This is a genomic window from Rhizobium sp. CRRU65, from assembly GCF_048551595.1.
In the GTDB taxonomy this organism is placed as follows: domain Bacteria; phylum Pseudomonadota; class Alphaproteobacteria; order Rhizobiales; family Rhizobiaceae; genus Rhizobium; species Rhizobium leguminosarum_J.
Genome location: NZ_JBLYZH010000002.1, coordinates 480,037 through 500,981, shown reverse-complemented (window position 1 = coordinate 500,981; position 20,945 = coordinate 480,037). Strand labels below are relative to the sequence as shown.

General features: G+C 62.9%; 14 protein-coding genes. 8 read left to right on the top strand and 6 right to left on the bottom strand.

Annotation, left to right across the window (positions count from 1 at the left end; translation table 11 throughout):
- Positions 1–38 precede the first annotated feature (38 nt).
- Positions 39–743: a peptide-methionine (S)-S-oxide reductase MsrA gene (msrA, locus tag ACM5SV_RS05570; protein ID WP_017996839.1), complete on the bottom strand. Its 705-nt coding sequence runs from the start codon at positions 741–743 to the stop codon at positions 39–41.
- Positions 744–942: 199 nt separating this feature from the next.
- Between msrA and ACM5SV_RS05565 the strand changes: the two genes are divergently transcribed.
- The 5 genes from ACM5SV_RS05565 to cueR all read left to right on the top strand — a co-directional run bounded on the left by ACM5SV_RS05565 (position 943) and on the right by cueR (position 14,185).
- Complete coding sequence (locus tag ACM5SV_RS05565) at positions 943–6,411, top strand: MG2 domain-containing protein (protein ID WP_419425113.1); 5,469 nt, start codon at positions 943–945, stop codon at positions 6,409–6,411.
- Positions 6,408–8,486 carry a penicillin-binding protein 1C gene (gene pbpC / locus ACM5SV_RS05560; RefSeq protein ID WP_222017045.1) on the top strand — a complete coding sequence of 693 codons (2,079 nt, stop codon included), beginning with the start codon at positions 6,408–6,410 and terminating at the stop codon, positions 8,484–8,486. The genes ACM5SV_RS05565 and pbpC overlap by 4 nt, the downstream gene beginning before the upstream one ends.
- A 58-nt stretch (positions 8,487–8,544) precedes the next feature.
- Positions 8,545–11,154: a malto-oligosyltrehalose synthase gene (gene treY, locus ACM5SV_RS05555; protein ID WP_222017047.1), complete on the top strand. Its 2,610-nt coding sequence runs from the start codon at positions 8,545–8,547 to the stop codon at positions 11,152–11,154.
- 106 nt (positions 11,155–11,260) lie between these two features.
- Positions 11,261–13,786, top strand: a complete 2,526-nt coding sequence (locus tag ACM5SV_RS05550) for a heavy metal translocating P-type ATPase (protein WP_222017050.1) — start codon at positions 11,261–11,263, stop codon at positions 13,784–13,786.
- 9 nt (positions 13,787–13,795) lie between these two features.
- Positions 13,796–14,185: a Cu(I)-responsive transcriptional regulator gene (gene cueR / locus ACM5SV_RS05545; RefSeq protein WP_003553466.1), complete on the top strand. Its 390-nt coding sequence runs from the start codon at positions 13,796–13,798 to the stop codon at positions 14,183–14,185.
- A 19-nt stretch (positions 14,186–14,204) separates the two neighbouring features.
- Here cueR and ACM5SV_RS05540 read toward each other — a convergent pair whose 3' ends face one another.
- Entirely contained in the window at positions 14,205–14,513 is a 309-nt protein-coding gene (locus tag ACM5SV_RS05540; RefSeq protein WP_003553464.1) for a hypothetical protein, read from the bottom strand.
- A gap of 187 nt (positions 14,514–14,700) precedes the next feature.
- Here ACM5SV_RS05540 and ACM5SV_RS05535 point away from each other — a divergent pair, with 187 nt between their 5' ends.
- Genes ACM5SV_RS05535 through ACM5SV_RS05525 form a run of 3 tightly spaced genes read left to right on the top strand, consistent with a single transcriptional unit; the run spans position 14,701 to position 16,725 of the window.
- Complete coding sequence (locus tag ACM5SV_RS05535; RefSeq protein WP_003553462.1) at positions 14,701–15,240, top strand: sigma-70 family RNA polymerase sigma factor; 540 nt, start codon at positions 14,701–14,703, stop codon at positions 15,238–15,240.
- Entirely contained in the window at positions 15,227–15,994 is a 768-nt protein-coding gene (locus tag ACM5SV_RS05530) for an anti-sigma factor family protein (RefSeq protein WP_017996844.1), read from the top strand. Before ACM5SV_RS05535 ends, ACM5SV_RS05530 begins: the two co-directional genes overlap by 14 nt.
- Before the next feature lie 20 nt (positions 15,995–16,014).
- The gene (locus ACM5SV_RS05525) at positions 16,015–16,725 is read left to right on the top strand and encodes a Bax inhibitor-1/YccA family protein (RefSeq protein WP_003553458.1); all 711 of its coding nucleotides are present in this window, start codon (positions 16,015–16,017) and stop codon (positions 16,723–16,725) included.
- Between the two features lie 145 nt (positions 16,726–16,870).
- On the opposite strand, the gene ACM5SV_RS05520 is transcribed toward ACM5SV_RS05525, so the two are convergent.
- The 4 genes from ACM5SV_RS05520 to ACM5SV_RS05505 all read right to left on the bottom strand — a co-directional run bounded on the left by ACM5SV_RS05520 (position 16,871) and on the right by ACM5SV_RS05505 (position 20,879).
- Entirely contained in the window at positions 16,871–17,557 is a 687-nt protein-coding gene (locus tag ACM5SV_RS05520) for a class I SAM-dependent methyltransferase (RefSeq protein WP_222017051.1), read from the bottom strand.
- A gap of 29 nt (positions 17,558–17,586) precedes the next feature.
- The gene (locus tag ACM5SV_RS05515) at positions 17,587–18,297 is read right to left on the bottom strand and encodes a YbhB/YbcL family Raf kinase inhibitor-like protein (RefSeq protein WP_222017053.1); all 711 of its coding nucleotides are present in this window, start codon (positions 18,295–18,297) and stop codon (positions 17,587–17,589) included.
- 90 nt (positions 18,298–18,387) lie between these two features.
- A complete protein-coding gene (locus ACM5SV_RS05510) occupies positions 18,388–19,281 on the bottom strand; it encodes a helix-turn-helix domain-containing protein (RefSeq protein ID WP_222017055.1) in 894 nt (297 codons plus the stop codon).
- 458 nt (positions 19,282–19,739) lie between these two features.
- Positions 19,740–20,879, bottom strand: coding sequence for an RHE_PE00001 family protein (locus ACM5SV_RS05505; protein ID WP_222017057.1), 1,140 nt, complete (start codon positions 20,877–20,879; stop codon positions 19,740–19,742).
- Between the last annotated feature and the right edge of the window lie 66 nt (positions 20,880–20,945).

Here is a 20,945-nt window from a genome sequence, read left to right as displayed (position 1 = left end):
ACTGCATCCCTGCGTTCAAAGCCCATAGCCCGGACCGATCAGCCCTTGACCTTCATCACCAGGACCGGTTTGCCGCGGTAGTCGGCGGGAAACAGCGATTTCAGGTTTTCGATCTTCGGTAGGTCGTTGTAGACGATATAGGGATAGGTCGGATTGAGCGTCAGGAAATCCTGATGATAGGCTTCGGCCGGATAGAAGCCTGTCGGTTCGGACACCTTGGTCACGATCGGCTGGGGGAAGACATGCGCCTTGTCCAGCTGGCTGATATAGCTCTCGGCGACCTTGCGCTGCTCGGGATCGGCAACGAACAGCGCCGAACGGTACTGCGTTCCCCGGTCCGGACCCTGAAAATTCAGCTGCGTCGGGTTGTGCGCCACCGAGAAGAAGATCTGCAGCAACTTGCCGTAGGTCACCTGTTTCGGATCGAACTTCACCTGGACGGCTTCGGCATGGCCCGTCGAGCCGGTGCTGACGGTTTCGTACTGCGCCGTTATTGCGTCGCCGCCGGCATAACCGGAGACGGCGCTCTCGACACCCTTCACGTGTTGGAAGACGCCCTGGACACCCCAGAAACAACCGCCGGCGAAAATGGCGGTCTCGGTGCCTGAGCCGGCCGCCTCGTCGACGGCTGGCGGCGGAACGACGACGGCATCTTCGGCCGCGCCTGCGGCACCGGTCCCGAGCGAGAATAGAGTGGCGGCAAGGAGCGCGGCAAGGCTCCTACGGTGGGAAGACATGGACATGGCGCTACCTCCTGCGATGGCTCAAATCCTTGCTCATCCTCGCAAAAGGCGCAAATCACAAGGCGGTCACTCACGCCGATGTGACAGCCAGACGAAAGCGCCTGTGCGAACATGAAACAGCGCTCAACTTGAGTTGACAATGTCGCGAGGAGTGGGGAGAGTGCCCGCCGGTCAGAGCCAGCATTTCCGGGGGGAACCTATGTCCGTGCGCTCGTTTTTCGCTTTCGCGACAATCGCATTTTCCATGATCGCCGTCAGCTTTCCCGCCGTCGCTGCGGAGACCAAGCGCGACATCCAGACGATCAAGGACGCCGATTTCTTCGGCTTCGATCTTCGTACCGAGCAGAACGTCTCGCTCGATCAATGCAAGACCTCCTGCATCGGCGACAAGAGCTGCAAGGCCTTCACCTACAATCCCAAGGTGAAATGGTGCTTCCTGAAATCCGATTTCAAGACGATGAACGCCTTCCCCGGCGCCATCGCCGGCAAGATCGTCGAAACGGCCGCCCAACAGGAGCGGGATATCGGCGCTGCGCCGCGCCTGACCTTCCTGACGAACGATCTCATCCAGCAGGCTCACGACTTCAAGGATAATCTGACCCTTACCGACGACCAGCAGGGTCAGGGCGTCGACAGCCTGACAGCCAATGCCCGCCTCGACCTCACCGCCAACAACCTGGCCGACGCGCTGAAGTCCTTCCATGGGGCGCTGTCGATCACGCCTGACGACGCCGATCTCTGGCTCGAAACCGCGCGCGCCGCAGCCTCGCTCGGCAGCGCCGAGAGCAACACGACGGGACAGGCCGTGGTCGATGCGCTGAACGGCTACGAGCTGACGCGCACCGCCGCCAAACGCGCCGAGGCGCTGGCCGTGCTCGCCACTGCGCTGGAGCGGAATGCCAACTACCGCCCGGCGCTCGACGCCTATAAGGCGAGCCTGGCGCTTGTCGGCGCCAAGGATGTGCAGGCGGCCTACCTGCAGCTGAAATCGACGCAGGGTTTCCGCGTCACCGAACACACTGTCGATGCCGACAGCGCCACGCCGCGTGCCTGCATCACTTTCTCCGAGGCGCTGGTCAAAACCACCGATTACACACCCTTCGTGACGCTGAACGGCGAAGCACCAAAGGCACTCGAAACCAAGGACAAGCAGATCTGCGTCGAGGGGCTGACGCATGGCCAGACCTATAAGATCGCCTTGCGCACCGGCCTGCCGTCATCGGTCGACGAGGTGCTGGAAGCACCTGTCAGCGTCGACGTCTACATCAAGGACCGCAGCCAGATTGTGCGTTTCACCGGTGACAGCTTCGTGCTGCCCTCGACGGCGCGCCGCGGCATCCCGATCGTATCGGTCAACATGACCTCGGCCAACCTCAAACTTTACCGCATCGGCGATCGTGCCATCGCGCCGCTGCTGGCCAATTCGCAGTTCCTGTCCCAGCTCGACGGCTACAGCGCTCAAAATATCCAGGACCAGAACGGCGAGCTCGTCTGGCAGGGCTCGATCGACATCGCCAACGAACTCAACAAGGACATCGTCACCAGCTTCCCGGTCGACGAGGCGCTGCCCGAGCGCAAGCCCGGGATTTACGTGATGACCGCAACGGCGGCAAACGGCCCGGCGCAGGAGTGGGATTCGCAGGCGACGCAATGGTTCCTGGTCTCCGATATCGGTGTCACCACCTATGCCGGCACCGACGGGCTCAACGTCTTCACCCGCTCGCTCGCTTCGGCCAAGCCGATATCAGGCGTCGAGCTGCAGCTGCTGGCCAAGAACAATGAAGTGCTTGGCACCGCGACGACCGACGAAAACGGCCGCGCCACCTTCACCGCCGGCCTGATCCGCGGCACGGCGGCACTGACGCCCGCCGTCATTACCGCCAAAAACGGCACCTCGGACTACGTCTTCCTCGACATGACACGCGCCGGCTTCGACCTTTCCGACCGCGGCGTGACGGGCCGCGCAGCACCCGGCGCGATCGACGTGCTGACGTTTACCGAACGCGGCATCTACCGCGCCGGCGAGACGGTGCATGCGCAGGCGCTCGCCCGCGACACCGATGGCAACGCCATCGAGAACCTGCCGCTCACCTTCATCTTCAGCCGCCCCGACGGTGTCGAAGACCGGCGGATCGTCAGCCAGACCAGCAATCTCGGCGGCTATACCGTCGATTTCCCCACCCAGGAAACCGCCATGCGGGGCACCTGGACGATGAATATCTATACCGATCCCAAGGGCAGCGCGATCGCCACCAAGAGCTTCCTTGTCGACGATTTCGTCCCAGATCGCACCGACATGGAGATCAAGACCGAGGCCAAGGAAGTCGGTCCGGACACGCCGGCGACGATCACCGTTTCGGGCAAATATCTCTACGGCGCCCCGGCCGCCGGCCTGACGCTCGAAGGCGACGTCGTCGTCAAGCCGACGCGTGAGAGTGCGGCCTATAAGGGCTTCCTCTTCGGGCTCGCCGACGAAGAGGCGAGCGAGGATTCGCGCCTGCCGATCGACGGCCTGCCGGAACTCGACGAGAACGGCGAAGCCTCGACGGATCTGACCATCAGCGAACTGCCGGCCACGACACAGCTGCTCAACGCCACCGTCTATATGCGCATGCAGGAGGCGGGCGGCCGCGCCATCGAGCGCTCTTTGACCATCCCGGTGAAGAACGAGCGCGCGTCGATCGGCATCAAGCCGGAATTTTCCGACGATCTGCCGGAGAATTCGATCGCCAACTTCACGGTGATCGGCGTTGATGCCAATGGACAGAAGCAGGAGACAAAGGGCCTGCGTTGGAAATTCTACAGCCTCAACCGGCAATACCAGTGGTACCGCGAGGGAACGGCTTGGAAATACGAGCCTGTCTACACCGCCGAGCAGGTCTCCAACGGCAGCGTCGACGCGGCGATGGACGGCGGCAAGATCTCCGTGCCGGTGACCTGGGGCCGCTATCGCCTCGAAGTGGAAAGCCCCGATGCCGACGGCCCGACCTCGAGCGTCGAATTCGACGCCGGCTGGTTCGTGAGTTCGACCTCGACCGAAACGCCCGACGGGCTGGAAATCGCCCTCGACAAGGACAGCTACAAGATCGGCGATACCGCCAAGCTGAAAGTCACCTCGCGCTATGGCGGCGAGCTGATGGTGACGGCGGGAACCGAAAAGCTGGTTGCCGTCCAGAACGCCACCATCGGCGAGACCGGCGGCGAGGTCGACATCCCCGTCACGGCTGATTGGGGTGCCGGCGCCTATGTGACCGCCACGCTCTTTCGCCCCGGCGACGCCCAGGACAGCCATATGCCGATGCGCTCGATCGGCATCAAATGGCTGAAGGTCGATCCCGAACAGCGCGCGCTGCAGGTAACGATCGACACGCCCGAAAAGATGCTGCCGCGCGGACCACTGAACATTGGCCTGCAGGTGGCGGGCGCCGGCGCCAACGAGGATGCCTATGTGACGGTTGCCGCCGTCGATGTCGGCATTCTCAACCTGACGCGCTACGAACCGCCGAACCCGGAGGACTGGTATTTCGGCCAGCGCCAGCTCGGCCTTGAAATCCGCGACCTCTATGGCCGCCTGATCGACGGCTCGCTGGGTGCGACCGGCAAGCTTAGGACCGGCGGCGATGGCGGCGCCATCGCGCTGCAGGCAAGCCCGCCGACGCAAAAGCTCGTCGCCTTCTTTTCCGGGCCGGTGAAGCTCGACGCCGAAGGCAAGGCCAATGTCTCCTTCGACATTCCGCAGTTCAACGGCACGGCGCGCGTCATGGCAGTCGCCTGGTCGAAATCAGGCGTCGGCCACGGCGTCAAGGATGTCATCATCCGCGATCCTGTCGTGGTGACCGCAAGCCTGCCGAAGTTCCTCTCTCCAGGCGACAAGGCCAATCTGCGCCTCGACATCGCCAACACCGATGCGCCGGCCGGCGACTACAAGCTGCAACTGACCGGCAATGACGCAGTCGGCATCGAAGAAGCATCCGCCTCGCAGACGATCCGCCTCGAGGCCGGTGCGAAATCCGAGTTGACGCTTTCGCTCATCGGCAAACAGCCAGGCGCCGGCAACGTCTCGATCAACCTCTCCGGCGCTTCCGGCCTTTCGCTCGACCAGACGCTCGACGTGCCGGTGCGCCCGGCCTCCTTGCCGATCACCGAACGCAGGGTGCTGGCGCTGAAGCCGGGGGCAAAGCTCACCGTCGACAAGAACCTGCTGGCCGACAGCGTGCTGCCCGGCGCCTCGATCAGCGTCAACGTCACCCGTTCGGCAGCCTTCGATATCCCAGCGCTGCTGATGACGCTCGACCGCTATCCCTTCGGCTGCGCCGAGCAGACCACTAGCCGGGCGCTGCCGCTGCTCTATCTCGCCGAAGTGGCCAAGCAGGCGGGCATGGCAGACGACGACGATGTGAAGAAGCGCGTGCAGGATGCGATCTACCGCGTGCTCTCCTATCAGGCCTCGGCCGGCAGCTTCGGTCTCTGGGGACCGGATTCGGGCGATGTCTGGCTTGATTCCTACGTCACCGATTTCCTGACGCGGGCCCGTGAAATGAAATACGACGTGCCGGAAAGAGCTTTCGTCCAGGCGCTCGAAAACCTGCAGAACACGTTGTCCTACACCACCGACATCAAGGGCCAGGGCGACCAGATCGCCTATGCGATCTATGTGCTTGCCCGCAACAAGAAGGCCGCGATCAGCGATCTGCGCTACTATGCCGATACGATGATCAACGACTTCCCGACGCCGCTCGCCAAGGCGCATATCGCCGCCGCGCTGGCGCTCTACGGCGATGCGCAACGTTCGAAGAATATTTTCCTCGACGCGCTGCAGATGTCGGAGCAGTCGATGGTGTCACGCGTGAACCTGTCGCGTACCGACTACGGTACGATCCTGCGCGACGGCGCGGCGATCCTGGCGCTCGCCGCCGAAAGCCGGCCGGTCCCGCCTGTCATCCCGGAACTTGCCAAGGCGGTCGGCAAGGAATGGGAGCGCAGCAGATATAAGAGCACGCAGGAAGAAGCCTGGATGCTGCTTGCCGCGCGCGCCATCCAGGGCGGTGACGATGGCCTGAAGGTCGATGTCAATGGCGCCGCGCACACCGGTGCCTACATGGCACGCATGACCGGCGATGCCTTGGCTGACCATCCGCTGACGCTGACCAACCAGACAAACGACACGGTTTCGGCGGTTGTCACCACCGTTGCCGCCCCGACGGTGCCGCTGCCGGCCGGCGGCGACGGCTTCACCATCGAGCGGACCTATTACACGCTGGACGGCGAGCAGGCGAATGTCAGCGAGGCGAAGCAGAACGAACGCTACGTCGTCGTCATCCATGTGCGCGAAACCAACGACTGGCCGTCGCGCATCGTTATCACCGACCTTCTGCCGGCCGGCTTCGAGATCGACAATCCTAACCTCGTCGATAGCGCCCAGATGACGAATTTCGACTGGATCGGCGAGATCTCCGCCGCCCATACCGAATTCCGCTACGACCGCTTCGTCGCCGCCTTCAACCGCGCGGCAGGCGACAACCGCGAATTCAACGTCGCCTATGTCGTGCGCGCGGTTACCCCCGGCACCTACGACCATCCGGCCGCAAACGTCGAGGACATGTACCGGCCGGAGCTTTCGGCCCGCACGGCAACCGGCAAGATGGAGGTCGTGACGGCGCAACAATGAGGCGGTGGCACAAGTTTGCGATCGGGTCGGCTGCCGGCATCGTTGTTGCCGGTGCGGCTCTCTTTGCGCTCGATGCCGCCGACAAGGCCTTTCCGCCGCCGCTGGACAGAGCAAATGCCGTATCCGCCGAAGTGCTGGATGCCGACGGGCAATTGCTGCGTGCCTTCGCGACGTCGGAAGGCCGCTGGCGGCTGAAGACGGCGGTCTCCGACGTCGACCCGCAATTCCTGCGCATGCTGATCGCCTATGAGGACCAGCGTTTCTACGACCACGGCGGCGTCGACCCCTGGGCGCTCGGACGCGCTGGCGTGCAACTGATCAGCAACGGCCGCATCGTCTCCGGCGCCTCGACGCTGTCGATGCAGGTGGCGCGGTTGATCGAGCCGCGCGAAGGGCGCTCGCTTTCGGCAAAACTCCTGCAATTGGTGCGCGCCATGCAGATCGAGCGGCGGCTGTCGAAGGAACAGATTCTCGACCTCTATCTCACACACGCGCCCTATGGCGGCAATCTGGAAGGCGTGCGCGCCGCAAGCCTTGCCTATTTCGGCAAGGAACCGCGGCGCCTGACGATCGCCGAGGCAGCGTTGCTCGTCGCCCTGCCGCAATTGCCGGAACGGCGCCGGCCGGACCGCAACCTCAAGGCCGCCGAGACCGCGCGCAAGCGCGTGCTCGACCGCGTCGCGGTCGCTAGAGCCGTTGGCGACGGCGAAGCGGAGCGGGCTGAAGGCGTCGCGGTTCCTGCGCGCCGCATGCAATTGCCAGCACTTGCCGCCCATGTCGCCGAATCAGCACTTCGCAAGGAGCCGACGGTTCTCAAGCATCAGACGACGCTGAAGAAACAGGTGCAGCAAGGGCTGGAGGCAGTTGCGCGGGCAGCGGCATTCAAGCTCGGGCCGAAGCTCTCGCTTGCCATGGTGATGGCGGATGCGCAGACGGGCGCGATCGTCGGCGAGGTCGGCTCGGCCGATTATTTCGATGCCAGCCGCTCCGGCTGGATCGACATGACGCGCGTCAACCGCTCGCCGGGCTCGACGTTGAAGCCCTTCATCTACGGGTTGGCCTTCGAGCAGGGCTTGGTGTCCCAGGAGACGATTATCGAAGACCGGCCCGCCGATTTCTTCGGTTATCGGCCGCGCAATTTCGACATGAGCTATCAGGGCGACGTCACCGTGCGCGAGGCGCTGCAGCTTTCGCTGAACGTGCCGGCCGTAAAGCTGCTCGATGCCGTCGGGCCGTCGCGGCTGATGGTCCGCTTTCGCCGCGCCGAGGTTCGCCCGGTCCTTCCGCCGAACGAGACGCCGGGGCTTGCGATCGGTCTTGGCGGCGTCGGCATCACCCTGAAGGATCTGGTGCAGCTCTATACGGCGCTCGCCAATCGCGGTCAGCCGGTCAGGCTCGGCGACGGCGTCACCGGTGCACCGGCCAAGCTCGACGGCGAACCGCTGCTGGAGCCGGTCGCGGTCTGGAACGTCGCCGATATTCTCTCCGGGGTTATTCCGCCCGCCGGCGCGCCGCAGCGCGGCATCGCCTACAAGACCGGCACGAGCTATGGCTATCGCGACGCCTGGTCGGTCGGCTATGATGGGCGCTATGTGCTCGGCGTCTGGGTCGGACGGCCTGACAATAGCGCCGTGCCGGGATTGACCGGCTATGGCACCGCCGCGCCGATCCTGTTCGAGGGGTTCGCCAAGTCAGGCATCGCGACGACGCCGCTGCCCCGCCCGCCTGCAGGCGCCGTGCGCATCGCCCAGTCCGAGCTGCCGATCAGCCAGCGGCGTTTCGCCCTCAATGCCAGCGGCCTGCTCGCCTCCGGCCGCGAGGCCGCACCTCAGATCATCTATCCGCCCGAGGGCGTGCATGTCGATCTCGGCGCTGGGCAAGGCAACCTGTCACCGCTGATGCTGAAGCTCCAGGGCGGCCGCGCCCCCTTCCGCTGGCTTGCCAACGGCAAGCCGCTGCCTGATCTCTCCCGCCGGCGCATCCAGCAATGGCTGCCTGATGGCGGCGGCTACTCGAAACTGACCGTCATCGACTCGGCCGGACGCGCCGCAAGCGTCGGCGTCTTCATCGATTGAGGGAACAAAACCCAACTGCAACCGTTTGGAACAATCTCCCTTCAACGTCAGCGGCCTCATGACTCTCCCGACAGCGACCTACCGGATACAATTCCGCAACGGCATGACCTTCGATCGCGCCTGCGACCTCGTTCCCTACCTCAAGACACTCGGCATCAGCCACCTCTACGCCTCTCCGATCTTCACCGCCGTCAGCGGCTCGACCCACGGCTACGACGTCACCGACGCCAACGAGATCGACCCGGTGCTCGGCGGTCGGGCAGGATTCGAACGGCTGACGGAGAGCCTCGCCTCGGCGGGCATGGGGCTGGTCCTCGACATCGTGCCGAACCACATGGCAGCCTCGCCGGAAAACGGCTGGTGGCGCGACGTGCTGACATTTGGCCGGCAAAGCGCCTATTTTAGCCACTTCGACATCGACTGGAGCGAACCGCTGACGCTGCCGCAGCTCGGCCAGGATTTCGAGGGAGCACTGGCCAGTGGTGAACTGCGCGTCGCGCTCGACGAAACGCATGGCAATTTCGCCTTCGGTTATTTCGAAACGCTGTTGCCGCTGAACCCCGGCAGTTACGGAGCGATCGCAAACCGGCTCGGCGATCCGGTTGCCGACAGAATGGCGGAGACCGCGGCCGCGACCTCCGGCGAGGACTTCAACCGCGCGATGCGTGACATTCTCTTCGAAGGCGGCGATCGGGCAGTCCTCCGGCAGAAGCTCGATGACCTCTCGGCCGATCGCGATTTCATGCAAAGCCTGCATGAGGCACAGCATTGGCGGCTCACCCATTGGAAGGAGGCGGCACGACATCTGAGCTATCGCCGCTTTTTCGAGGTGACCGGATTGGTCGGCACCCGCGTCGAAGATCCAGCCGTGTTCGAGGACATGCACCGGCTGGTGATCGAGCTGGTGCGCCATGGCAAAGTCCAGGGCCTGCGCATCGATCATGTCGATGGGCTCGCCGAACCCACGGCCTATCTGGACAGGCTGCGGGAGGCCGCCGGACCGGACAGCTATATCGTCGTGGAAAAGATCCTGGGAACCGGTGAGGTCCTGCCGGAGAACTGGCCGGTTGCCGGCACCACCGGATATGAATTCATCGCTGCACTGAGCGAGCTGTTCATCGACGGCGGCGGTCTGCGCATAATGGACGTTGCCTATCGCAGCGTTGCCGGTGAGACGGCTGATCTCGAGGAGGGCCGGAGAATTGCCAAGCGACTGATGGTCGAACGCAATTTCGCCGGCGAGACCGACAGGCTGGTGTCGATCGCATCAGGCATCTTTCCCGAGGTGAAAAGAGACGACATCGCCACTGCGCTCAGCGAGTTGCTGATCGCCTTTCCGGTCTACCGCACCTATGGCGACGGCGGCCCACTTTCCTGGCAGGATTCAGCAGTGCTTGCCGCCACCGCCTCGCAAGCCATGATGCAGCTCGATGACCGGCGTGCTTGCGACCATGTGCTGAAGCTCCTCGAAGGCAAGGTCGAAGGCGACGCGGCCCACGACTTCCGTATCCGCTTCCAGCAATTGAGCGGGCCGGTAATGGCGAAGGCGACGGAAGATACGCTGTTTTACCGTTACAATAGGCTGCTTGCTGCAAACGAAGTCGGCGGCGAACCTGGCAAGGCGCCTGGCGGCCCGGACGAATTTCACCGCCGCATGGCCGAGCGGGCGCGGCTGCAGCCGCATGGGCTTTCGGCCAGCGCCACCCACGACACCAAACGCGGCGAGGATGCGCGTGCAAGGCTTTATGCGTTGAGCGAAGGCGCGGATGTTTTTGCACAGGCGGTCGCGCGTTGGCGCGAGATGAACCGTCCCTGGCTGAAGGATCTGGCGGATGGCACCGCGCCGGAACCCAATGTCGAATGGATGCTTTATCAGGCTCTGGGCGGCATCTGGCCGGAGGATTTCGACAGAGCACAGACGGAAGAACTCCGCGAACGCTTCACCGATTACGCGGTCAAGGCGGTGCGCGAGGCAAAACTGCGCAGCGGCTGGACAAAACAGGATGCCGACTACGAGGAAGCGGTCACCACCTATGCCGCGGCGCTGGTCTCGCCCGATAATGACGTCTTCCTCGAGGATTTCGAAAGGGTGCTGCAGCCCTTCATCGCGGCGGGTTATCTCAACAGCCTGTCGCAGACGCTGCTCAAGCTGACGGCCCCCGGCATTCCCGATATCTACCAGGGTGCCGAAGGCTTCGATTTCAGTCTCGTCGATCCCGACAATCGCCGGCCGGTCGATCATCAGCAACTGACGGCCTGGCTAGCCGAACCCGGTCCGATCGCCAAGCTGCAGGCGGCAGCGTTGAAACAGCGCCTCGTCGGGATCGGCCTGCAGCTGCGCCAACGGCACGCGGACCTCTTTGCTGGAGGCGACTATCTGCCATTGAAGGTGACAGGCAACCGGCGCGACCATGTGCTTGCTTTTGCCCGGGTGCATAAGAGTGTTTTCGCCATCATCGCGGCGCCGCGGCTGATGTTCGGCTGGCTCGATCCGGGCGTGCTCTTTGCCGGCCCGGAATTCTGGGAGGATACGACGATTGCCGTCCCCTCCCCGCTTCACGGGTTGAAGGCCGACATGCTGACCGGAAAGACGATCGAGCCCGGCGGCAGCATTTCGGTCGCCGCCCTGCTCGGGAGCCAGCCCGTCGGGCTGATCACCCCGATCTGAGGACCAGTCGGCGCAAAAATCATATCCATGAAAATAGTGCTTGACCTTCCAGTCGCTGGAAGGTGGATAAGCCTATCCAACGGCCCTTCGGGCATAGGAGATAGTCATGGATATCAAGCACGAGCACGACCACCACCATAGCCACGCCGATGGCGATGATCATGGCCATTGCGGCCATGATCAGGAGAAGGCTGCCGATGCCATGATCCGTGATCCTGTCTGCGGCATGACCGTCGATCCGCAGGCCGGCAAACCCTCGCTCGAGCATGAGGGCCGCACCTATCATTTCTGCTCCGAGGGCTGCCGGACCAAGTTTGCGGCAGTACCTGAGGATTATCTGAGCGCGAAGGACCCCGTCTGCGGCATGACCGTCGATCGCTCGACAGCGAAGCACTTCCTGAAAGCCGACGGTGAGAAATTCTATTTCTGCTCGCCCGCCTGCCAAGCGAAATTCGAAGCCGACCCCGCAGCCTATCGCGACGGCAAGCACCCGCCGGCAAAGCCGGCACAAAAGGGCACGCTCTATACCTGCCCGATGCATCCCGAAGTCGTCAGCGATCGTCCCGGCGACTGCCCGAAATGCGGCATGGCGCTGGAGCCGATGGGCATTCCGCCTGATGACGAAGGTCCGAACCCTGAACTCGTCGATTTCATCAGGCGGCTCTCGGTCAGCGCCATTCTCGCCCTACCGTTGCTGGCGCTCAGCATGGGGCCGATGTTCGGCCTGCCGCTCCGCGACGCGATCGGCGAACCCCTGGCGTCGTTCATCGAACTGCTGTTGGCAACGCCGGTGGTGCTCTGGGCGGCCCTGCCCTTCTTCCGCCGCGCATGGGCGTCTGTCGTCAACCGCAGCCCGAATATGTGGACGCTGATCGGTCTCGGCGTCGGCACCGCCTATCTCTACAGCGTCGTTGCCACGCTTGTGCCCGGCATCTTCCCCATGGGCTTTTATGGCCATGGCGCGGCCGTGCCCGTCTATTTCGAGGCAGCAGCCGTCATCGTCGCGCTCGTCTTCGTCGGCCAGGTGCTGGAATTGAAGGCGCGCGAACGCACCGGCTCGGCAATCCGCGCTCTTCTCGACCTTGCGCCGAAGACGGCGCGGCGCCTCGATGCCGACGGCAGCGAGCGTGACGTGCCGGTGGACGATATCCAGACTGGGGACCGGCTGCGCGTGCGCCCCGGCGAGCGGGTGCCGGTGGACGGCTCCATCCTCGAAGGCCAGTCGACGGTCGATGAATCGATGATATCAGGTGAGCCTCTGCCCCTGGAAAAATCGAAGGGCGACCCGCTGACCGGCGGCACGATCAACAAGAACGGCACCTTCGTCATGACCGCCGAAAAGGTGGGTGCGGACACGGTGCTGTCGCGCATCGTCGACATGGTCGCCAAGGCGCAACGCTCGCGGGCGCCGATCCAGGGCGCGGTCGACCGGGTCTCGGCCGTCTTCGTGCCGGCGGTGGTCGCCGCTGCCGTCCTTGCCTTCCTCGTCTGGGTCGCGATCGGGCCGGAGCCGCGCATGGCGAATGGCCTGCTTGCGGCCGTCGCCGTTCTCATCATCGCCTGCCCCTGCGCGCTCGGGCTTGCGACGCCGATGTCGATCATGATCGCGACGGGGCGGGGCGCACAGGAAGGCGTGCTGATCAAGGACGCCGAAGCGCTCGAGCGTTTTTCCAAGGTCGACACGCTGATCGTCGACAAGACCGGCACGCTGACCGAGGGCAAGCCGAAGCTTACCGACATCCTCGCCTTCGGCGGGGCCGGAGAAGAGCGGCTGCTGTCGCTGGCAGCTAGCCTGGAGCGCGGCTCCGAACATCCGCTGGCCGAGGCGATCGTTTCCGGCGCCGAGGAGCGCGGCGTCCCCTTCGTCGAGGTCAGCGCCTTCGAGGCAAGGACCGGCAAGGGCGTTCAGGGTCTTGCCGGCGGCACATCGGTGGCGCTTGGCAATGCGGCGATGCTTAGCGATCTCGGCATCGATCCCCACGCACTTGCCGAGAAGACCGAAGCCCTGCGCGGCGACGGCAAGACGGTGATGTTCGTGGTATTCGACGGCGCGCTTGCCGGTCTTGTCGCCGTTGCCGACAGGATCAAGCCGACGACAGCCGCCGCCATCAAGGCGCTGCACGACAGCGGGCTGAAGATCATCATGGCGACCGGCGACAACGAGGCCACGGCGCGTGCGGTGGCAAAAAGCCTCGGCATCGACGAGGTGCGCGCCGATGTGCTTCCGGAAGGCAAGAAGGCGCTGATCGACGAGTTGCGTGCCAAGGGCGCCATCATCGCCATGGCAGGGGACGGCGTCAACGATGCGCCGGCCCTTGCCGCCGCCGATGTCGGCATCGCCATGGGGACCGGCGCCGACGTCGCGATGGAAAGCGCCGGCATCACCTTGGTGAAGGGCGATCTGAACGGCATCGTCAGGGCACGGCGGCTGGCGGAGGCGACGATGCAAAACATCCGCCAGAATCTCGGCTTCGCCTTCGGTTATAATGCGCTCGGCGTGCCGATCGCGGCCGGCCTGCTCTATCCGATCTTCGGGCTGCTGCTTTCGCCGATGATCGCCGCGGCGGCAATGAGCCTGTCGTCCGTTTCGGTCATTGCCAATGCGCTGAGACTGCGCTTTGCAAAACTATAGGAGATGGCAATGAATATCGGCGAAGCATCGGAACGCTCCGGCCTGCCTTCCAAGACCATCCGCTACTACGAGGATATCGGCCTCATCCGCCCCGAAAGGGGCGGAAACGGCTATCGCGACTATGCCGCAACCGACGTCCACAAGCTGCGCTTCCTGCAGCGCTCGCGCGGCCTCGGCTTTTCCGTCGAGGAATGCCGGCAATTGCTGGCGCTCTATGAGGACAAGGAGCGGGCAAGCGCCGACGTCAAGGATATTGCCGAGACAAAGCTTGCCGAGATCGACCGCAAGATCCGCGAGCTGACGGAACTGCGCCGGACGCTGGAGCACCTGGTGCATGCCTGCCACGGCAACGACAGGCCGGACTGTCCGATCCTCGAAGAGCTTTCGGACGGCGGCTGACCATTTCAGGCGAATTGCATCAGGAAAGCTGGGGCATGTTCTGGTTGGCTGCCCGCGAGGTTTGAGCCCGCTCGTCGGGCTCGTCGTCTTCGCCGTCGTCCAGCACCCCGTCATCCAGCCGATGCTTGATCGCCAGCGCATAGATCACGTCGAGAATATTGCGGTCTCTGAGATGAGGATCCATCAGGGCGAGAAGCGAGGCCCGGACGATCTTCTTGCTGGTGGCCTTCGGACAGCGCGCCTTGACGAAATCATAGAGCGCCTCATCCGTCAGCCCTTCCATGGCGCCGTCCACGAGAGCTTCGTAGACCCGCTTCTTTTCCTTCATTCTTGATTTTCCCCTGCAAATCAGCGGCGTCATGATCCGTCATGTAATTGTCATAAACAATTGGGGATTTGAGGCGTCGGTCCGCTTGAGAAGACTATTTTGATGATGATCCGACGATGATCTGCGGCCTGCATGATTTTTTTACGTCCGCGGGAATAAAACCCGCCGCATATCCGTATACTCAATCATGGAACGCAAAGACCGCCCCTTCGACGTCATCGGACAGCTTGCAGCGCTGAGGCGCTACGCTCGCTCGCTGGTGCGCAATTCGGACGAGGCGGAGGATCTGGTGCATGATGCGCTGGTGCGCGCCTTCGAGAAGCGAAAGAGCTTCCGCAGCGGCGGCAACCTGCGCACCTGGCTGCTCTCGATTCTGCACAATGCTCATATCGATCGTCTTCGCCGGAACCGGTCGCTGACGCGACGCCACGATGAAGCAGCTGTCGAAGCCGAGCAGTCCCTTCCAGCCGGCCAGGAACATGCCGTGCGCCTGCAGCAGGTGCGCGACGCCTTCTTCGACCTGCCGGAGGAACAGCGTGAGGCGTTGCATCTCGTCGCGATCGAAGATCTTTCCTACCAGGAAGCCGCCCAGGCGCTTGGCATTCCTGTGGGGACGCTGATGTCGCGCATCTCCCGCGCGCGGGCTCAACTGCGCGAATTCGAGGAGAAGACGCCGCGGGTTTCGCATCTGAGAATCATCGGAGGGAACGGCAATGAAAGCAATTGATCCGATCCTCGATGCCGATCTCGACGCCTATGTGGATGGCGAGCTCGATGTCGCCCGTCGCATCCAGGTGGAATCCTATCTTTCCGAGAATCCGTCGATTGCCGCCAAGGTCATGGCCGACCTCAGCGTGAGGGGCGAACTGCGTCTGGCGCTGGCCGGCGAAAGTGCCTTTGGCCGCCCCGAGACCCGCGATGCCGCCCGCCGGCTGGAACGTGGCCTTTCCTATGGCCGCATCTTCCATTCGATGCAGCGCATTGCCGCTGTCGGCATTCTGATCGCCGCCGGCTGGGTGGCGCACAATTCCTTCGGCGCCTTCTCGGCGACCGAGGTGGTGGCATCGGTTCCGGCACCCGCCTATGTCGAGGATGCCATCCGCGCCTATCAGACGGCGGCGCTGCGCCAATCTATGCCTCCGCAGACGCCGGCCACTTATAACGCCGACGATATTCGCGCCGCCACCGCGATCGTGATGCCCGAACTGCCTAGGGATTGGAAGGTCGCCGACGTGCAGATCTTCCCGTCTGAATTCGGGCCCAGCGTCGAGATGGCGATCGAACAATCGGATGGAAAGCAACTGTCGCTTTTCGCCGTCCGTCCGGGCGCCTTCGAGGTCAAGCCTGTCAGCCATCTGACGCTGGAAAAAGCAGAAGCCGCCTATTGGCAAATCGGCGAGGTCGCTTATGCGCTGATCGCCGACGATAGCGGTCTCAATCTCGACCAGGCGGCCGAACGGCTCGCCCGCTCGCTCTATTAATTCAAACCGAGGAGATCAGCATGAACCCGATCAATCCCCGCTACGGTGCCGTCGCCGGCTCCCAGGCCCTCTTCGACGAAGGCCTTCGCCAGCATATGCTGCGCGTCTACAACTATATGGCTCTCGGCCTCGTCATCACAGGACTCGTCGCCTTTGTCGTCGGCTCGACGCCGGCACTCTATGTCCCGATCTTCGGCTCGCCGCTGAAGTGGGTGGTGATGCTTGCTCCGCTCGCCTTCGTCTTCTTCTTCTCGTTCAAGATCCAGACGATGTCGGCCGGCACCGCCCAGATCACCTTCTGGGCCTTCTGCGCCGTGATGGGGCTATCGCTCGCGTCCGTCTTCCTGGTCTTCACCGGGGCGAGCATCGCGCGGACCTTCTTCATCACCGCCACGATGTTCGGCGCCACCAGCCTCTACGGCTATGCGACAAAGCGTGATCTCTCGCGCATGGGCTCGTTCCTGATGATGGGCCTCTTCGGCGTCATCATCGCCTCTGTCGTCAACATCTTCCTGGGTTCGAGCGCGCTGCAGTTTGCGATCTCGGTGATCGGCATCGTCGTCTTCGTCGGACTGACCGCCTACGACACGCAGAACATCAAGGAACAGTATTCGGAAAACTTTGATCAGGAATCGAATCAGAAGCTCGCCGTCTTCGGTGCGCTCTCGCTCTACCTGAACTTCGTCAACATCTTCCAGCTTCTGCTCAACTTCACGGGCGAGCGGGAATAACGACTGCGCTTCTGGGGGCAAAGGAAGCGCAAGAGCGCCTGGTCTGCAGTCTGTGACAGGATGGCAGGTCGGGTGCTCACCCAAAGGAAACGGCCGGGTCAACGCCCGGCCGTTTTCGTTTTCCCGTTACGGCTGACTGCTCGCCCTAACGTCGACCGCTCAGCACCGCGAAACGCCATGCTTTGAAGCTGCAGTCGACCTGTGAAAGTCCTGTATCGCGCATCCATTGCAACTGGTTTTCGACCGAGGAGCAACGATCGTGGGACATGCGCTCGTGCGCCATAGCGATTTCCGCTTCGGATACGCCTAGCCTTCTGACCTGCTGCAGCCATGTACGGGCGTAGCGGGCCTCGACCTGGGAATCATGGCCAAGGACCTGCTCGGCGTTGACGAACAGGCCACCTTCGGACAAGGCGCCCCGAATGCCACCGAAGAGGTGCTTTTTCGCGGCGTCTTCCAGATGATGGATAGCCAGTGCCGATATGATGAGATCCCACGGACCGCCGAGCTCGGCATCGGCCATGTCGGCCACGGCATAGGTAATGGCCGGACTACCATTGAAGCGTTGTCGGGCCTGCTCGAGCATTTTTTCAGAGGCATCTACGAGGTGAATCTGGGCATCGGGGTGGCGGGCTAGCACCATGGCGGTGAAAAGGCCGGTGCCAGCGCCTAGATCGAGTACACGCAGTTTTTTGGCGTCCCGCCAGTCATCGATCAAGTCTAGTGCTGTGCCGTAAAATGCATCGAAACAGGGAATAAGGCCGCGCCTAAGGGCATCGTAGCCGGATGCATCTCGATTGAAGACGGGTGTGGACGAAACGTTTGGTGACATGGTGCGCCTCAACTTTTCGGGATCGTGATCTAGTTCGCCGCGGCAGGGGCGATCAGACTCGCGTTCAATGAATAGGTCGCTATCGTCTCGCCCCTTGCCAGCATGTGGCCAGCCATGGCCTTTTCTACATCTTCGCCGGTGAACGGCCCGGAAAGGCCCAAAGTCGGAACGTCTAGTGCGACCACTTTAAGGGTGTAGTGGTGGATACGCTGGTCGTTTACAGGCGGACAGGGGCCGTCGTAACCGCCATAGGTGCCGGCCATGCCATCAGCTGTGGCCAGAAAGCTGGTATAGACATTGGCGCCCCGCAGTCCGTGAGGCGTCACGCCGACCGGCTTGCCCCCCAGCACGAGACCCTCGCTTTCCGCGCCTTCGCCGATCGACATGGTGCCGGCGGGAATATCGGCCAGAACCCAGTGGAAAACGCTGATCCGCGGCGCGTCGGCTGGAATTGTGGTGCCGGGTTTATTGATAAGGCTAAAATCTCGCGGTACGTCCGGATCGGTCAGCAGCAACACATAAGACATGGTGCCCTGGGGGCCTGCCGACCATGAGACACCCGGGCTCACGTCCTTGGACCCAATCCCGGGCGGGCAGAAGGCGGCGGAGTCTGCAAACCGGCCGGAGGTGTCAAGCCCTTCTATCTTTACGGACAGCGTCGAGTCTGCGGCCATGGGCGCCGTCGCCGAAAATGCAGCGGCCACACTGATGGCGGCCCATATGCTTTTATTCCTGATCATCGTTCATCTCGCTTGGTTGATTTCAGCCGAGCATAGGGAACGATGCAAGCGCGTGTGGCCCCGATTTGATCAGGAATGAGCCCGAAACGGTCAGGCCATGGGTCTTTTACGTGCCCTACGAACGGTCGAAGGAGCCTGTCCGAAGGCATCCTGGAAGTGCCGCGAGAAGTGTGAACGAGAAGCATAGCCCGTCGCGGCGATTGCGTCGGCGACATCGGCATCCCGATCGGAGAGGATGAGGTAAGCGGCTTGCATTCTTTCGGCGAGCAGCAGCGCGCGGAGTGAGTGGTTTTCGTCCCGCAGTCGCCGCCGCAGGGTGGCCTCTGACATCGACAATGACGCGGCAACCGCAGCGGTGGACCACGCGTGATCGAGCCGGTGGCGGATCAAGAGCCGCACCGCCTGTGTGACTGAGCTGTCCACATATTTGGGAATCAAGGGCAGCACACCCTGTTCGGCCAGGATAAGCAGAACCTCGAGAACACGGTGGTCCACGACGCGCCGGGAAAGGTCGAGCGGACCCGCCAGCGCCTCGCCGCTATGGATGATAGCCGAGCAGAGCGTCGGACTGATCTTGATGGACGAGCCGAGGGGTACTTCGCGCATGGTGAGTTGTGGCCAAAGGCGCGCCGCCTCAATGACCAGTGCGCGAGAGAAGCGGACGAACAGGGCGCGATAGACGCCAGTGTCTGCATCTGGTTCGTTGACGACATCGACCTCAGCACCGGCCGGCAGTACGAAGGCGTCACCGCCTTGGTAGATATTGCGTCCGGCGCCCCACAGCACCTCCTTGCGGCCTTCGATGACTATGACAAGGCCGGCGGCGGGCATGGTGAGCTCGGAAATCGTTTCTCGGTGACGGGCGACGAAGGCCGAGATGAACGGTGTATCCTCGTTTTCGAGCGATAAGCGCGTGTCGCGCTCGGCCAGCGGGCGCAGGGCATCAACCAAGCGCCGCCGAAGTGTTTTGTCGCTGTCGCGCATTGAACAATGCCATCTTCAAATTGGATCGAGGGTCACTGCTATGTCGAAATCAAGTGGCTGTCGATATGGCGCCGAAACCGGAAAGGCAATTGGCGTCGCGCGTCTCTCGCGCTCGGCTTCCGCCACGTCAACATGCTGGACCGATACGCCTTCACGCTCCCCGAATTCGTGGCCCGAGGCGAACTCAGACCGCTACGTGATCCGAAAACCGCCGATCCTGACGACGAGCCGTGAAATCCTTATGTAGGTTTTCTGTTCCGTTGCTACTCAGACGCCGAATCATGCGACGCGCTTTAAGTCTTTGTCTTATCCATGACGTTGTCCCAAAACCGCTGCACGGTTTTAGGCGACATGCATTTGAGCGCCGCGCGTCTTTTCAGACGCGCTAAGGACGCTCTATCACTTTGGATCTGCGCATAATCCTTTCCGAAAATCGATTCCGATTTTCGGGTGACGCGCTAGATGATACCCCAGGCGCGATAGCGGCCCCGGCCAGTAATTTCACGAATGCCGATCTCGTTGACGAGGTTCAGCGCGCCGCGCGGTGTGATGCGCAGATGACGGGCGATCATCGCCGCCGAGACCATCGGCCGCGACAGGATGAAGTCGGCAAGTTCCGGCAGGCTGCTGTTTGAACGGCGGCCGCGAAAGCGCAGCTCCATCTGCGTGCGCGCCAGCGACAAGCGATCGATTTCCTTGAGGCCGGCCACGGCACCCAGATGCATCGCCTCCAGAAAGGCTTGCAGCCGCGTGACCCGATCGCGCGCCCGACGACGCTCATGGCGCACCAGCTTCAGTCCGCCGTAAAAAGAGAAGAGATGCGAGGCGACCTTTCCGCGGGCGCGTAGATGGCTTGCGACCAGAAGGCCACCGAGCCAGTGCTGACGCCGCAACGGCTCGATCCTTTCCCAGGCTTCGAAGAGGATGATGGCACCGAGAACCGGCGGCAAGCTATCGGCCAATGGCTGGACGCTCCGCCATTCCGCAAGCCGCTGTTCCTCGTCCCACTCGTCGTCACCGAGCAAGCCGAGAGGGTCTTCGTTACGTCTTGCCGGAGTAACGGCGGTCGTCTCGCTTGCCGGCGTTTTCCCTGTGTGGATATCGAGCAGCTTTTGCGAGCGGGCAAGAAGCGCATCGATCTCCGCCATCTCGGCAGCGAGCGGCCGGTCCTCATCCTCAGCCTCAGCCTCTCCGTCGCTCTCGAGCGGAACTGCAACGCTCTTTGCGTCCGGGACCTTCCCCTCCCCTTCCCCGCCGGTTGCAGTCAGCGTCGCAAGGCCCGAGATGCCGAGTGCCCAGGCGGGTTCGCCGGTCCAAATGCGCCGACGTGCCCGCAGCACCGAATGGGCGATCGTCAATTCATGGGTGGGAGCGCGGCTATCCATATGCGCATCATGCAAAACGAGATCCTCGACATGCACGAGTTCGCCGGCCACCCAGAGCGCGCCGGCGGCGTCGAAGAAATGGCTGCGTTCGGCAAACCCCTCGCCGACCGGCGAGCGCAAAACCCGCTCGTCCAGCCGCGCCACGGCATCCTCCGCCGCGGTAACGGCTGAAAGCAAGGTTTGAAGCATCACACTGTCGATATCGTAGCGCATTGTTAAGCTTTACGGTTTTTCACAAAGGGAAGCAAAAAGCATGTTTTCTTCCGCCATGTATGACAT

Coding starts and splice junctions, on each gene's coding strand:
- ACM5SV_RS05505 (WP_222017057.1), bottom strand. CDS start 20,879: ATGCGCTACGATATCGACAGTGTGATGCTTCAAACCTTGCTTTCAGCC.
- ACM5SV_RS05520 (WP_222017051.1), bottom strand. CDS start 17,557: ATGTCACCAAACGTTTCGTCCACACCCGTCTTCAATCGAGATGCATCC.
- ACM5SV_RS05525 (WP_003553458.1), top strand. CDS start 16,015: ATGAACCCGATCAATCCCCGCTACGGTGCCGTCGCCGGCTCCCAGGCC.
- ACM5SV_RS05540 (WP_003553464.1), bottom strand. CDS start 14,513: ATGAAGGAAAAGAAGCGGGTCTACGAAGCTCTCGTGGACGGCGCCATG.
- cueR (WP_003553466.1), top strand. CDS start 13,796: ATGAATATCGGCGAAGCATCGGAACGCTCCGGCCTGCCTTCCAAGACC.
- msrA (WP_017996839.1), bottom strand. CDS start 743: ATGTCCATGTCTTCCCACCGTAGGAGCCTTGCCGCGCTCCTTGCCGCC.
- ACM5SV_RS05565 (WP_419425113.1), top strand. CDS start 943: ATGTCCGTGCGCTCGTTTTTCGCTTTCGCGACAATCGCATTTTCCATG.
- ACM5SV_RS05515 (WP_222017053.1), bottom strand. CDS start 18,297: ATGATCAGGAATAAAAGCATATGGGCCGCCATCAGTGTGGCCGCTGCA.
- treY (WP_222017047.1), top strand. CDS start 8,545: ATGACTCTCCCGACAGCGACCTACCGGATACAATTCCGCAACGGCATG.
- ACM5SV_RS05550 (WP_222017050.1), top strand. CDS start 11,261: ATGGATATCAAGCACGAGCACGACCACCACCATAGCCACGCCGATGGC.
- ACM5SV_RS05535 (WP_003553462.1), top strand. CDS start 14,701: ATGGAACGCAAAGACCGCCCCTTCGACGTCATCGGACAGCTTGCAGCG.
- pbpC (WP_222017045.1), top strand. CDS start 6,408: ATGAGGCGGTGGCACAAGTTTGCGATCGGGTCGGCTGCCGGCATCGTT.
- ACM5SV_RS05510 (WP_222017055.1), bottom strand. CDS start 19,281: ATGCGCGACAGCGACAAAACACTTCGGCGGCGCTTGGTTGATGCCCTG.
- ACM5SV_RS05530 (WP_017996844.1), top strand. CDS start 15,227: ATGAAAGCAATTGATCCGATCCTCGATGCCGATCTCGACGCCTATGTG.